The organism is Kordia sp. (assembly GCF_022447245.1).
Classification (GTDB): domain Bacteria; phylum Bacteroidota; class Bacteroidia; order Flavobacteriales; family Flavobacteriaceae; genus Kordia.
Map to the genome: position 1 here is coordinate 1 of NZ_JAKVBC010000063.1, position 14433 is coordinate 14433.

At 35.2% G+C, this 14433-nt stretch carries 12 protein-coding genes and 1 pseudogene; 10 read left to right on the top strand and 3 right to left on the bottom strand.

All coding sequences use genetic code 11. The annotated features are described in order from the left end of the window. From MK119_RS23570 to bshA, 9 genes and pseudogenes are all read left to right on the top strand, one after another. The coding region (locus MK119_RS23570; RefSeq protein WP_290684075.1) for an N-acetylmuramoyl-L-alanine amidase at positions 1–504 on the top strand (504 nt) is incomplete at its 5' end. Positions 505–564: 60 nt separating this feature from the next. After that, entirely contained in the window at positions 565–1527 is a 963-nt protein-coding gene (locus tag MK119_RS23575) for an MlaD family protein (RefSeq protein WP_290684077.1), read from the top strand. A gap of 27 nt (positions 1528–1554) precedes the next feature. Further along, positions 1555–2868 carry a 4Fe-4S dicluster domain-containing protein gene (locus tag MK119_RS23580; RefSeq protein WP_290684079.1) on the top strand — a complete coding sequence of 438 codons (1314 nt, stop codon included), beginning with the start codon at positions 1555–1557 and terminating at the stop codon, positions 2866–2868. A 29-nt stretch (positions 2869–2897) separates the two neighbouring features. Continuing rightward, the gene (locus MK119_RS23585) at positions 2898–3677 is read left to right on the top strand and encodes a (Fe-S)-binding protein (protein WP_290684081.1); all 780 of its coding nucleotides are present in this window, start codon (positions 2898–2900) and stop codon (positions 3675–3677) included. Positions 3678–3680: 3 nt separating this feature from the next. Further along, entirely contained in the window at positions 3681–4328 is a 648-nt protein-coding gene (locus tag MK119_RS23590; RefSeq protein ID WP_290684083.1) for a hypothetical protein, read from the top strand. Between the two features lie 6 nt (positions 4329–4334). Then, complete coding sequence (locus MK119_RS23595; protein ID WP_290684085.1) at positions 4335–4820, top strand: ABC transporter ATPase; 486 nt, start codon at positions 4335–4337, stop codon at positions 4818–4820. Positions 4821–5696: 876 nt separating this feature from the next. Further along, positions 5697–5930, top strand: a pseudogene (locus tag MK119_RS23600) (histidine kinase dimerization/phosphoacceptor domain -containing protein); the annotation flags it as partial. Positions 5931–6130: 200 nt separating this feature from the next. After that, on the top strand, positions 6131–9046 hold the full coding sequence (locus MK119_RS23605) for a glycoside hydrolase family 3 N-terminal domain-containing protein (protein ID WP_290684087.1): 2916 nt from the start codon (positions 6131–6133) through the stop codon (positions 9044–9046). 12 nt (positions 9047–9058) lie between these two features. Further along, positions 9059–10192 carry an N-acetyl-alpha-D-glucosaminyl L-malate synthase BshA gene (gene bshA, locus MK119_RS23610; RefSeq protein ID WP_290684089.1) on the top strand — a complete coding sequence of 378 codons (1134 nt, stop codon included), beginning with the start codon at positions 9059–9061 and terminating at the stop codon, positions 10190–10192. A gap of 351 nt (positions 10193–10543) precedes the next feature. Here bshA and msrB read toward each other — a convergent pair whose 3' ends face one another. After that, the gene (gene msrB / locus MK119_RS23615) at positions 10544–10987 is read right to left on the bottom strand and encodes a peptide-methionine (R)-S-oxide reductase MsrB (RefSeq protein ID WP_290684091.1); all 444 of its coding nucleotides are present in this window, start codon (positions 10985–10987) and stop codon (positions 10544–10546) included. A 367-nt stretch (positions 10988–11354) separates the two neighbouring features. Between msrB and MK119_RS23620 the strand changes: the two genes are divergently transcribed. Next, positions 11355–12056 (top strand): Bax inhibitor-1 family protein, encoded by a 702-nt coding sequence (locus MK119_RS23620; protein ID WP_290684093.1) that lies wholly within the window; start codon positions 11355–11357, stop codon positions 12054–12056. A 206-nt stretch (positions 12057–12262) separates the two neighbouring features. On the opposite strand, the gene MK119_RS23625 is transcribed toward MK119_RS23620, so the two are convergent. Both MK119_RS23625 and MK119_RS23630 read right to left on the bottom strand, forming a co-directional pair. Next, a complete protein-coding gene (locus MK119_RS23625; protein WP_290684095.1) occupies positions 12263–13648 on the bottom strand; it encodes a hypothetical protein in 1386 nt (461 codons plus the stop codon). Positions 13649–14228: 580 nt separating this feature from the next. Next, a partial coding sequence (locus tag MK119_RS23630; protein WP_290684097.1) for a hypothetical protein occupies positions 14229–14433 on the bottom strand: 205 nt, incomplete at its 5' end.

Consider the following 14433-nt stretch of genomic DNA (forward strand, 5'->3'; position numbering starts at 1 on the left):
GGTTTTTGGGTATTGTCAAAAACATATATGCCAAGTGTTTTGGTAGAATTAGGTTTCTTAACACACAAAAAAGAAGAAGATTTCTTAAACTCTAAGAAGGGAAAAAAAATCATGACACAATCTTTGTATAACGCAGTTAAAAAATACATAGAACTGCATTCTAAAACTACATTCACAGATGATCCTATTGTTGTTGATAATGATCCAGTAGTTACAGAAGAAGAAACTTCTTCAAGGGTAATTAAAGGCGTAACTTTTAAAGTTCAATTATCGGCAAGCTCAAAAAAAATCACCACAAAACCATATAATTTTAAAGGACTTAAAGAAATTTCCAGAGAAAAATCAGGTGGAATTTATCGTTATTTTTACGGAAAAACATCTGATTATGAGGAAATAAAGCGCATGAAGGCATTTGCAAAAAAGAAAGGATACAAAGACTGTTATGTAGTAGCTTTCAAAAAAGGAAAAAAAGTACCTTTGCGTGAAGTATTGAACAAATACTAAATTAGAAGTATTCTTAGCAAAAAAATAGCTAATTTTGTGAAGTTCACAAATTCCCAAAAATTGAAGATATCTAGAGAAATTAAAACAGCACTACTAGCAATTACCGCGCTAGTACTATTATACTTTGGAATTAGTTACTTAATGTCAAGATCTGTATTTTCTGGTGACAGAGTGTTTTATGCAGAGTACAACGATGTTGGTGGTTTGTTACCAGCAACCAAAGTAATGATTAACGGATTTCAAGTCGGTAAAGTACAAGACATTCAATTACAACCTTCAGGAAAATCAGTTGTTACCTTAGCATTAGACAACGATTTCAAGTTCTCAAAAAACAGCACATTGCAATTGCAAGAAAATGGTTTTATAGGAGGGAAAACCTTAGCCATTATGCTAAAGCAAGATGGTTCGTCAATAGCAGTTTCAGGTGATACGCTCAAAACAGAAGTACGTTTGGGAATGATTGATTCTTTCAAAAATCAACTTACTCCATTACAAGCAAAAATGGAAAATATGATGGTGAACGCTGATTCTTTACTAACAGCAGTCAACGAAATTTTGGATGCCGAATCAAGAAACAATATCAAAAATACCATCAAAGAATTGAATGCTACTGCTGCCAACTTCAAAAAGGCATCAGGCACATTCAATAGTATTCTAGAAAATAACAAACAAAAGTTAGACAGTGCATTAACCAATGTAAATACCATTACAAGTAACTTCTCTAAAATATCAGATTCTTTAGCAAAAATTAAATTCAACAAAACAGTAAAACAATTAGAATCTACTGTTCAAGGATTTAACAGAATTGCAGCTGGTATAGAAAAAGGAGAAGGTTCTGTTGGAAAACTTTTAAAAGACGAAGAATTATACAATAACCTTACTGGTATGTCTTTACAAATGGAGCAATTGCTTGAAGACATGAAGTTGAATCCGAAACGATACGTACATTTCTCATTGTTTGGAAAACGTCCAAAACAATATATGAAACCGAAAGAAGAAGATAAAGAAGAAAAGAAAAACTAAGCATAACCACTAAAAGATTTACTACCCATGCAGTATATTCCTAATATTCTATTTGCCATACTCTTAATAGTTGGCGTAGGCTATTTTGTTCAAAATGTTAGAAAACTTACTAGAAACATAAAGCTAGGAAAAGATGTTGATCGAACCGATAATAAATCGGAGCGTTGGAAAAATATGGCGATGATTGCTCTTGGGCAATCTAAAATGGTGCGTCGTCCAATCGCAGGTTTCTTACACATTATAGTCTACCTCGGATTTGTTATTATAAATATCGAAGTTCTCGAAATCGTTATCGATGGACTTACAGGACAACACCGAATATTCACCAAAGTATTACCAGACAGTGTGTATGGTTTCCTAATTGGAAGCTTTGAAGTGCTGGCAGTATTAGTATTAGTGGCTGTAATCGTATTTTGGATTCGTAGAAACATCGTAAAATTAAAACGTTTCTTAAGCGCCGAAATGAAAGGTTGGCCAAAAAGTGATGGAAATATCATTCTATATTTTGAAATAGTATTAATGACCTTATTCTTAGTAATGAATGCTTCAGACCTTCACTTTCAACATGCAGGTCATGGAAATGTCATCAGTCAATACATAGCACCTTTGTTTGAAGGAAATGCTGATATGGCGCATATTGTAGAAAGAACAACATGGTGGATTCACATTGCAGGGATTTTAGTATTCTTAAACTACTTATATTACTCAAAGCATCTACACATCTTATTAGCGTTTCCAAATACTTGGTATGCGAATTTAAAACCTAAAGGACAATTTACAAATGATTCTAATGTAACTAAAGAAGTTAAGTTGATGATGGATCCAAATGCTGATCCGTTTGCCGCTCCTGCGGAAGGAGAAGATGAAGGCGAACCAGAAAAATTTGGTGCTTCGGATGTTATGGATTTAAACTGGGTTCAATTAATGAACTCGTACACATGTACTGAATGTGGACGTTGTACTAGTGAATGTCCTGCAAACCTGACAGGAAAAAAACTTTCTCCTCGTAAAATTATGATGGATACCAGAGATCGTTTAGAAGAAGTTGGGAAAAACATCGATGCTAACAAAGGGAAGTTTGTCGATGATGGAAAAAGCTTATTAAATGACTATATCACTACAGAAGAATTATGGGCATGTACTTCTTGTAATGCTTGTGTAGAAGCCTGTCCTGTAAATATTGATCCGTTATCTATCATTATAGAAATGCGTCGTTATTTAGTAATGGAACAAAGCGCGGCGCCAATGGAACTCAACAATATGATGAGTAATATTGAAAACAATGGAGCGCCTTGGCCTTACAATCAAATGGATCGTTTAAACTGGGCAAACGAAGACTAAAACAACACAAAACCTATAAAAATAAAGACATGAATGTACCAACAATGGAACAACTTATGGCAGAAGGTAAACAACCAGAAATATTATTTTGGGTAGGTTCTGCTGGAAGTTATGATGATAGAGCAAAAAAGATAACCAAAGCTTTTGTAAAGATTTTAAACAAAGCAAATGTTGACTTTGCCGTTTTAGGACCAGAAGAAAGTTGTACTGGAGACGTAGCGAAGCGTGCAGGAAATGAATTCTTGTTTCAAATGCAGGCAATGATGAATATTGAAGTATTGAATGCGTATGAAGTAAAACGAATTGTAACCTGTGATCCGCATTCCTTCAATTGTTTAAAAAATGAATACCCATCGTTAGGAGGAAACTATGAAGTCATTCACCATACACAATTCATAAAAGAATTAATGGATAGTGGACGTTTGCAATCAGTAGGTAATACATATAAAGGAAAACGTATTACATTCCACGATCCTTGTTACTTAGGAAGAGCTAATGAAGTATATGATGCACCACGTGATGTATTAGGTTTGTTAAATGCAAACTTAGTAGAAATGAAGCGTCACAAAGCAACAGCGCTTTGTTGTGGAGCTGGTGGAGCACAAATGTTTAAAGAACCTGAAAAAGGGGATAAAGACATCAATGTGCTACGTACAGAAGATGCTTTAAAAACAAATCCTGAAATTATTGCTACGGGTTGCCCATACTGCAATACGATGATGACGGATGGAATTAAAGCAAAAGAAAAAGAAGACAGCATCATTGTTCAAGATATAGCTGAATTAATTGCCACTGCGCAAGATTCATAGAACATGAAAAAAATTATCACAGTATTTGTTGCATGTATGACAATGTTTGCGGTACATGCACAAGAAGAAAAGAAGGATTCTAAACAAGCAGTATTAAACGATATTACAAAAGATGCTTGTGAATGTTTCTCTGCAAAATCAGGAGAAAATATTTCGCAAAAAGATCTAGAAGTGCAATTAGGGCTTTGCATGATCAATTCGTATGGAAAATACAAAAGTCGTATTGACAAATACATGAATGTTTCTTTAGATGATCCGGATTCGCTAGAGCTTTTAGGACAAGAAATCGGTCTAAATATGTTAACGATCTGCCCAGATACATTTATGTCTTTTGCAAAAGAATTCATAGAAGAAGACGATAACTACAATGAAACAAAAGTAGAATCGACAAACGTATCTAGTGTTAAAGGGAAAGCTGTGAAGTTGACAAAAGATCAATTCAATATCTTAAACTTTAAAGGAGAAAACAAAAGAGTATATAAGCTTCTTTGGATGGAATACTTTGAGGGACAGGAATTGTTAGAAGATTTTAAAAAGTTGAAAAACAAAGAGATTAGAGTATCTTTTGAAAGCAAAGAAATGTTCGATCCAGCATTAAAAGATTATCGTACTTATAAAGTATTGCGTAAAATAGAAGTAGTTAGAAACTAAAAAAATATGTTAGTAGAATTTGATAAAATTTCAGATGCGGCCAGAGTTTGGATTTACCAAGCCAATCGATCGTTTAGTGAAGTAGAACTGGAGGAAATCAAAGCAAAGTTGTCAAACTTTATTACACAATGGACAGCACATGGAAGCGATTTAGAAGCTTCTTTTGAAATCAAATACAAACGTTTCATTATCATTGCTGTCGATCAAGAAAAACAAACAGCTACAGGTTGTTCCATCGATGCTTCAGTACATTTTATTCAACAATTGGAAAAAGAATACAATGTTGATTTGATGGACAAAATGAACGTATCGTACAAACAAGGGCAATATGTAGCATACAAAGACTTAAAAGCGTTTCGTAAAATGGCAAAAGACAAAGCCGTTACAGGAAACACAATTGTATTTAATAATCTAGTAGCTACGAAAGCCGAATTTTTAGAAAATTGGGAAGTACCTGCCCGTGAAAGTTGGCATGGACGTTTTCTAAACTAAAGAAATACATAAAATCATAACAGAAAGGAGGGACGTTTTTTTAACGTGTCTTTTTTTGTTTGTAATAAAAAGAATATCAAATATTTAGGAAAAATTTTCAAACATAAAACATTGCATATATTTTTATGTTAATGCTCGTGAATTCTCATAGGTTTCCTATGGTAAAACCGTAAAGTGTTGATTATTAATTGGTTTTTGTTGTAGCAAACTTTAAATTAATAATTATAAAAAAAGAAATTTAAACGGGAAGTTAACTTTAGGGAAGAGTGTAGTTTCTAGTTTTAACGTGGAAAATGTAAAAGGAGGAGGAAGAACTGACATTTGTTCAGGAACACAAAATACCTGTGCTAATTGCCAAGTTCCAACAAGAGAATGGTAATGCCCAAGGCCAACAAGAGGTGATTGGACATATGGTTGCCTAAATCAAAAATATGTACATATTATTTTATCTTACTTCAATATGTTTATAAGGGAGAAATTCCGAAAAGTGTTTATTCATTAGTTGGATAAAAGTTGAAAGCCTTGTGTGTAAAAGAACAAGGTTTTTTTATGACTCTTTAGTAATTATCAAGCTTTTGAGTAACAGGAAATAGATGCAAAATTAAACAAAGTATATATAAAGATGGTATTACCAATGCAAAAGCAGGAATAGAAGTGTATGCTTCCTTAATTTTTTAATTTTGAATCAATTCATAAAAAAAATCACTTAATGATGATCTTCAAGAAGTCAATACGATAGTTGTTTCCAAAAACACAGAACTACAGCGTAACTTAGCTAGCATTCAAATATTGATCAAGGGAATACCTCATAAAGTTAAGAACAATATGCAAATGATTTCGGGGATTCTTACACCATAAGAAGATGAATATGAGGATGAAAATATTGAAAACGCTCTTCGCGATAGTCAAAACAGAATCAAATCGATGTCTTTAGTGCATCAAAAACTATATGGAACACATACGCTTATAGATGTTCCAACGAAAGAATATGTAACGCAATTGATTTACTTTATCGAAGATACAGTAAGTCAACAATACATGGAGTTTTCCAAAGAAATACACACAATTGTTTGCTTTATTGGTTTTACAGTGAAAAGTTTACGTGTTTAGATTAAAACAATGAGTTTCTTATGATAAAAAGAGCAAAAGGAAAGTAACTCATAAAAATTATTTCAAAAAGTCTTGTTAAATTTTAACAAGACTTTTTTGTGTGCAATAAAGTCTGTACATTTAATCTATAATGTGAAAGAAGTACAAAAATGATATCTTTTTTGTCTTAGTTGTACTGTCAATGTTAGTGAATATACCCTATGAATAAATACAGCACGATACTCATCATTATAGTATCTATCTTTATAATCGGCGCCCAAAAATCGCCTCTCATCCCAACGAAAGAATTTAAAGCTCAAGAAAAATGGGTAGACAGTGTATATACCAATATGACGCAAAAAGAACGTTTTGCACAATTGTTAACCATTCCTGTCTATTCTAACAAAGGCTTGGCAGATGACAATAGAGTCAAACTGCAAATCATGAAACAAAAGGTTGGTGCTGTGTTATTCATGGGCGGTAATCCAACGCATCAAGTGGAATTAACGAATCAATTTCAAAAAATCTCCAAAGTACCATTACTTGTTGCTATGGATGCTGAAAGAGACTTTGGAAAACTACTCGATTCTGCACATACAAATCCATATAACTTATTATTAGGTGCTGTTGAAGACGATAAACTCATAGAACAAATGGGTAAACGCATTGGAGCACATAGCAAGCGTTTGGGTGTGCATGTAGTTTTTGCATCTGTACCAGTAGTACAAACAGAAAATAATCTTGCTACGATTGGAAATCGTTCGTATGGAGAAGACATAGCACAAGTTGCAAAAAAAATCACCGCTTTTACGAGAGGAATTCAAAGCACAGGAACCATTGCAGGAGTTAAATACTTTCCGAGTGTTTCAAACAGCACACTAACTATAGAAGGTGAATTGCCAGAGCTAACGCTATCAGTGGAGCAATTAGACAGTATTCAATTTGTACCCTACAAAGCACTTATCAAAAATAAGCTTGGTGCTGTACAAACTGCACATATTCAAGTGCCAAACTTAACCTCTGTTACTGGTTTGTCAGCTTCCTTATCGCATAATATAGTTACCAAAAAACTCAAAAACGAATTAGGCTTTAAAGGATTAACTTTCTCAGCACCTTTAAACGACCCGCTTTTGCGAGAAGGAAAAGAAAGTGGTGAAGTAGAATTGGCTGCTTTTGTTGCTGGAAATGATCTATTACTGTTGCCAGAAGATGTGCCTGCTGTCATAGCAAAATTTGAAGAAGCATTGCAACTCGGCATTATCAAAGAAACGCGTGTTGCTCGTGCAGTAAAAAATATACTACGTACCAAATACAAGCTTGGTTTAGCTACGATTGAACCTTTATCGGAAATGGCTGTTGTAGATGCGGTTGACAATATTAAGGACGATCTTTTGTATCATGAAGCAGTAAAACAAGCTATCACAGCGGTAAAAGTGGACAAAAGCATCATTCCGATACGAGATTTGGTACAACAAAAAATTGCATACATCAAAATGGGCGATGCAGACGAAAGTGTATACGTAAATACACTCCGTAAATATGCTGCAGTTGACGTGATCAAAGAAGAAAACCTAGCAAGCTTAATTGAAAAACTTTTAGGCTATTCTACAGTAATCATAGGATTGCACAAATCTGACGCAAGTCCTACAGGTGATTTTAATTTTACCCGTAAAGAAATAGATTGGTTACAGCAATTGGCACGTACCAACAAAATAATCCTAAATGTATTTGCGAGTCCACACAGTTTAAAAAAGATTAAGAGCTTTACCAATATTGAAAATATAATCGTTTCTTATGATAACAGTCCACTTTCTCAGGAAGTTTCGGCACAAATCATCTTTGGAGCACAAAAAGCACAAGGGAAATTGCCAGTCGCCATCGGAGAGGAATTTCCATTAGGAACAGGTTTCGAAACCAGTACATTAGGACGTTTAGGCTACGATCTGCCAGAAACGGTTGGTGTCAATTCCAAAAAATTAAAACGCATTGATTCGCTGGCAGAATTGGTAGTTTCTGAAAAAATGGCACCAGGTGTGCAATTGCTAATCGCTCGTAAAGGGAAAATCATTTACAATAAAAACTTTGGGTATCACACTTATCAAAAAAAGAAGAAAGTAACGGATCATGATATGTACGATGTAGCCTCCATGACCAAAATTTTAGCAACATTGCCACTAATCATGCAATTGGAAGAAAACAAGCAACTTTCGTTAAGTACTCGACTAGGAAGCTTACTTCCAAAATTCAAAGGAACGAACAAAGAAAAACTGAAAATTGTTGAAATACTATCGCATTATGCACGTTTAAAACCGTGGATACCATTTTATGTAAATACTTTAGACACTTTGACTAAAAAGCCAAACAAAAAGTGGTATAGCGATAAAAAAACGAAGCAATTCAATGTAAAAGTTGCCAACAAGCTATACATGAATGCGGAATACAAAGATTCTATCATGCAGCGCATCATGGATAGTGACCTGTTAAAAAGAAAACGCTACCGCTATAGCGACTTGCCTTTTTACATCCTAAAAGACTATGTAGAAGCCACATACGAAGCAAACTTAAATACATTAACGCAACAGTACTTCTATAAATCATTAGGTGCACACAGAACGACTTACAATCCTTTAGAAAAATTTTCAAAAAAAATGATAGTTCCTTCTGAAAAAGACGACTATTACCGAAACCAAGTATTGCAAGGATATGTGCATGATATGGGCGCGGCAATGCAAGGCGGAATTGGAGGACATGCTGGCTTGTTTAGTACGGCAACCGATGTAGCCAAAATGATGCAAATGTATATGCAAGGAGGAAGCTATGGAGGCGTACAATATTTGGAGTCAGCAACCATTGACAAATTCAACAACTGTTATTATTGCCACAAAGACAATAGGCGTGGTGTAGGATTTGACAAACCACAACTAGGTGATGTAGGACCAACTTGTGGTTGTGTTTCCATGAAAAGTTTTGGACATTCTGGATTCACAGGAACCTACACTTGGGCAGATCCGGATGAAGAAATAGTATACGTATTTCTATCCAACAGAACTTATCCGACAATGACCAATAAAAAATTAATAAAAACTGATATAAGAACTAAAATTCAAAAGCTAATTTACGAAGCAATTGAAGAATAACCCCGACTAGATTTGAAAATAGCAATAGTATGTTATCCAACATTTGGAGGTAGTGGCGTAGTAGCTACAGAGCTAGGTATTGCCTTAGCCAATAGAGGACACGAAATACATTTTATTACCTATAAACAGCCGGTTCGTTTGGCTTTATTAAGCGAAAATATTCACTTTCACGAAGTAAATGTACCAGAATATCCATTATTCCATTACCAACCGTATGAATTGGCGTTGTCGAGTAAATTGGTAGACATGGTAAAACTACATCATATTGATTTATTGCACGTACATTATGCAATTCCGCATGCGTATGCAGGTTATATGGCAAAAAAAATGTTGGCAGAGGAAGGCATTACCATTCCGATGGTAACCACCTTGCACGGAACGGATATTACCTTAGTGGGAAGTCATCCATTTTACAAACCAGCAGTAACTTTTAGTATCAACAAATCGAATGTTGTGACTTCAGTTTCAGAAAGTTTAAAACAAGATACGTTACGTTTATTTGATATCAAAGGTGAAATTGATGTCATTCCTAACTTTATTGATGCTGCAAAGCATGCACAAGATCCAAATTTCTCGGATTGTCAACGTAGTGTGATGGCAACTGAAGAAGAACGAATCATTACACATGTCAGTAATTTCCGTAAAGTAAAACGCATTGACGATGTAGTGAAGATTTTTTATGAAGTTCAAAAAGAAATTCCTGCGAAATTGATGATGGTTGGAGAAGGACCTGAAAGAGAACCTGCAGAGCAATTATGCGAAGAGTTGGGAATCTCAAACAAAGTAATCTTCTTAGGAAACAGCAACGAGATTGATAAAATACTTTGTTTCTCTGACTTATTCCTATTACCCTCTGAAACAGAAAGCTTCGGATTAGCCGCCTTAGAAGCCATGATTTCTGGTGTACCAGTCATATCGAGTAATACAGGAGGAATTCCAGAAGTGAACAAACATGGAGTTTCAGGTTACTTAAGTAATGTAGGAGACATACACGACATGTCGCGCAACGCCCTCAAAATTTTAAAAGATGAAAACGAATTAGAAAAATTCAAAGCTGCGGCCAAAGAACTAGCCTTGCAATTTGATATCAATAAAATTGTACCTGTATATGAGTTTATTTATCAAAAGGCGTTTGAGATGACGTAGGTTGGAATCGCTGATGCTCTTAGACCGGCCTTGCCTATTGAACCGCTTCGCTTTTAGACTTTTTAGATCGCTTTCGCTCTTAGATGTCAGCATTAGCTGAGCCTATGAGAAGTATTTAGAAATAAAATAGAAAAGCCTCAATCTTTATTTATATAGAGATTGAGGCTTTGTTTATTATAAATAACTTGCTTGTGTAAAAAAGTTTTTGTTTCGCTCTTTGGGTACGTCATTACGAGGAGCTTACGACGTAGTAATCTGTTTCAAGTATTACGTATTTGTTATTTGAAGCATGTGATTGCCATGATTGCGTTTTGCAATGCGTCATAGTATCTATACAAGCAGTCCAACAATCTACTCATCCAAAGCCAACGACTCCGAATTAATACAAAAACGCAATCCACTAGGAGGTGGACCATCTGGGAATACATGACCTAAATGTGCGTCACAGGTACTACAAGTTACTTCTACGCGAACCATTCCGTGAGAAGTATCTCTAATGTAATCAATCACATTATCCTTTATAGGTTCGGTAAAACTTGGCCAACCACTGCTTGAATCAAACTTTAAATTTGAATCAAACAAAGGTGTACCACAACACACACAATTATACACACCAGGATCGTAACGACTACAATGTTCACCAGAAAACGGACGTTCCGTACCTTTTTGACGTGTAACGTAATATTGATCAGGAGTTAACTGAGCCTTCCATTCCGCTTCTGTTTTTTCTACACGCATATCTGGTTTCTTATTTCCGTGTGTAGCGTGGTGTATGATATCTTTCCAAGTAAGCATGCTTCTTTTTTATTCTTTATGCAAAGATAAGGATTTAAGAACGAATACTTTCCCGTACATCTATGAAAGGAAGCATGACGTGGTAATCTGTTTGTTATATAATGTTTATTGTAACAAATCTCTAAACAAACATACCAATAACATCAAACCATGCAAAGCTGTAAAATGTGTTGTTGAGATATAAAATCAATAAGCGTACAAATTTGAAGTTCAATTTAAAGTATTTTTAAAAAATTAAAATAATTTGAAACTCAAAATTGAGCTTGCAACGATAAACTCTTGGCAATTAACAAGAATTTAGGCACATTGACATTGCAGAGTTAAAAACAAAGTAATATATTTGAGTAATAATAAAAAACCGAAAGAAATGGAACAATACAGACCAGCACTTCCCGTAAGTGCATTAGCAGAAGATAAAAAAGTAGCATTTTATAAAAAGACATATACCTATTTAGCCTTTTCAGTATTACTTTTTGTAGTTGTTGAATACTTATTTTTACAAATGGATTTCATTGTAAACATTGGTTTGCAAATGATTCAAGGATGGACATGGTTAATCGTACTAGGATTATTTATGTTTGCCACAAACTATGCAGAACGACTCGCTCTAAGGAGTAAAGACAAGACCATGCATCACGTTGCATTGTTTTTATATGTTATTGCTGAAGCATTCATATTTGTACCTTTAATCTTTATCGCATTGCAATTCACAGAGGCAACTGGTACTGCAGTGTTATCACAAGCAGGAATCATGACATTAGCCTTGTTTACAGGATTGTCTGCAATTGTATTAATGACGAAAAAAGATTTCTCATTCTTAGGATCTATCCTAACTATAGGAACGTTCTTAGCCATTGGATTGATCGTAGCAGGAATGATCTTCGGATTCCATTTAGGCTTATGGTTTTGTGTAGGAATGGTTGTTTTGGCTTCAGGTTCTATCCTATACCAAACGTCTAACATGGTACACAAATACGAAGAAGATCAATATGTAGCAGCTTCTTTAGGATTGTTTGCTTCGCTAATGTTACTTTTCTGGTACATTATCAGCATCTTTATGAGTGAATAATAAAAATAGTATCACAATATCAAAAACCGCTTTACATCTCTGTAAAGCGGTTTTTTTGTACACTGAGTATTTCGACATGGCTCAATGTAAACTCGTCGAAGTATTAAACTGAGCATTTCAATATGACTAAATGCAAACTTCCCAAAGTGTGTTGCACTGAGCGGAGCCGAAGTGTACACTTAGCATTCCACTATAGCTCAATATGTTTAACAAGGATTATATACCAAGTCAAGACTCAAATAAGTGCTGCCTTTTTGCAGTCGATGTTCAGAATACACATCCCCATTAGAATGATCATAACGTCCCCAAATCTTCGTCTTAATTTTAATTTTTGTATTGGCATGTGTCGATTGCGCCGTTCCTTCTTTATGTGCTTTTTGTACACAATTATTATCTCTAAACTTCCCAGAAACATACACTTTTAAATACGGTTTGTGTCTACGTCTATTAGCACGTACCCAAGAAGAACCATCCTTTTTATAAGCATCAGATCTACCTTCAATTCTGTTAGCACCAAAAAAACCGTTTGATACAGTCAATTGACCAACCAATAACCATTGGCTATCACTTACAGAATCTACCACGGTGCCATTAGCATCAGTACAGGCATCGGCTACAATGACCGTTATTGGATCGGACATCACTTGATAAACACCATTTAAGTCATAAAACCCAATAGTGACGGTAGCTGTATACGTTCCCATACTAGTATAGGTATGCCAAATAAGTTCACCACTATGTGTACTATAACTGCTAACAGTAGGAGTAGAGCCATCTCCCCAATCAATAGTAATATTCGCAAATTCATAGGTATATTCTAACGAACTAGTTGTGTTGTCTTCCTCATCCAATATATTTTCTATCAAGGTCATTCCAAGTGCTTTTTCATACACATCACAGTTTTTATTTTCTAATATTGGGGTAGAATCATACGATAAGTTCATATCTACCTGTAAATGCATCTTAGTTCCCATTTCCATAGTATCGGAAATAATATTAATTTCTTGATATTCGCCCGTAAGTAAAACTGCGGGAATTGTATTAGTTCCTTTAGGTAAGTTTTTAATATCATCAATAATATCTTGTCGGTTCTTTGGAACCTCAATCACAATATCTTTTGAGTGATATATATATACCTTATTCCCAATACCCAATTCGTGATCGCTATTAAAATACGATTGCTCCATACCTTTAATAACGGTACTTTCCAAGATGCTCAAAATTTCTTGCTTTGAATATCGGCGACGATCCCAATCGTATTGCTGATTGTATCGCTTTCTAAAAGATGTAAAGCCTCCAAACTGACTTTCAAACTGATCCAAAATAGCATCTACGGTAGCATTCGCTTGGTTGTTAATAGCCTCTTCTTGCTTTGTATGGATCATCTCGTCTAAATATTCATAATATTGATCAATATGTGAACGATCGTTGAAAAACAAAATCCCATTCTCTACATAGGGCATCTGTGCGTTTGCTGATTGATTTTTTAAGGCAACTGCTGCGTTGTCTTCACGTTGTACCTCATCATCGTGGGAGCAAGAAGCAAACAGTACGAGCATGATAGCAACTAGGCTTACTTTTAAATTTTTCATGATTTTTTTAATTAATTAGTCCTTACTCTAATTTTTTTAATTGACTTTTCAGGTTTCCGCCAATAGATTAATCTATAAGTATGGGTAGCAATCATGAAAATATTACCCACTTTTTTCATGTATATTTTCGTACTCTAACAGTCAGTGTGTTACGAAGTACTTCACCTAAGAAACGTCACTGCGAGGTATGAGCGACGTGGCAGTCTTTTTATCGTAGTACGGATACGTTATTTGAAGTAGCAGATTGCCGCGCCTTTGGCTCGCAATGACGCATCAAAGTTATATATGAATCGTCACTGCGAGGAGTGAGCGACGTGGCAGTCTTTTTATCGTAGGACGGGTACGTTATTTGAAGTAGCAGATTGTCTCGCCTTAGGCTCGACATGAGGAATAAAGTTATATATGAAACGTCACTGCGAGGAGTGAGCGACGTGGCAGTCTTTGTATCGTAGGACGGATACGTTATTTGAAGTAGCAGATTGCCGCGCCTTTGGCTCGCCATGACGCATCAAAGTTATATGTGAATCGTCACTGCGAGGAGTGAGCGACGCGGCAGTCTTTGTATCACAGGACGGATACGTTATTTGAAGTAGCAGATTGCCACGCCTTTGGCTCGCCATGACGAATTAAAGTATGTTACGTCATTACGAGGAAGCATGACGAAGTAATCTGTGACTTTAGAGCGTATAAGTTTTATTAAAAAACACATCATTTCTACTACACTCAATACAAGTGCTTCACTTCGTTTGCAAAGACACATCATAGTAGCCAGTAAAAAACACACA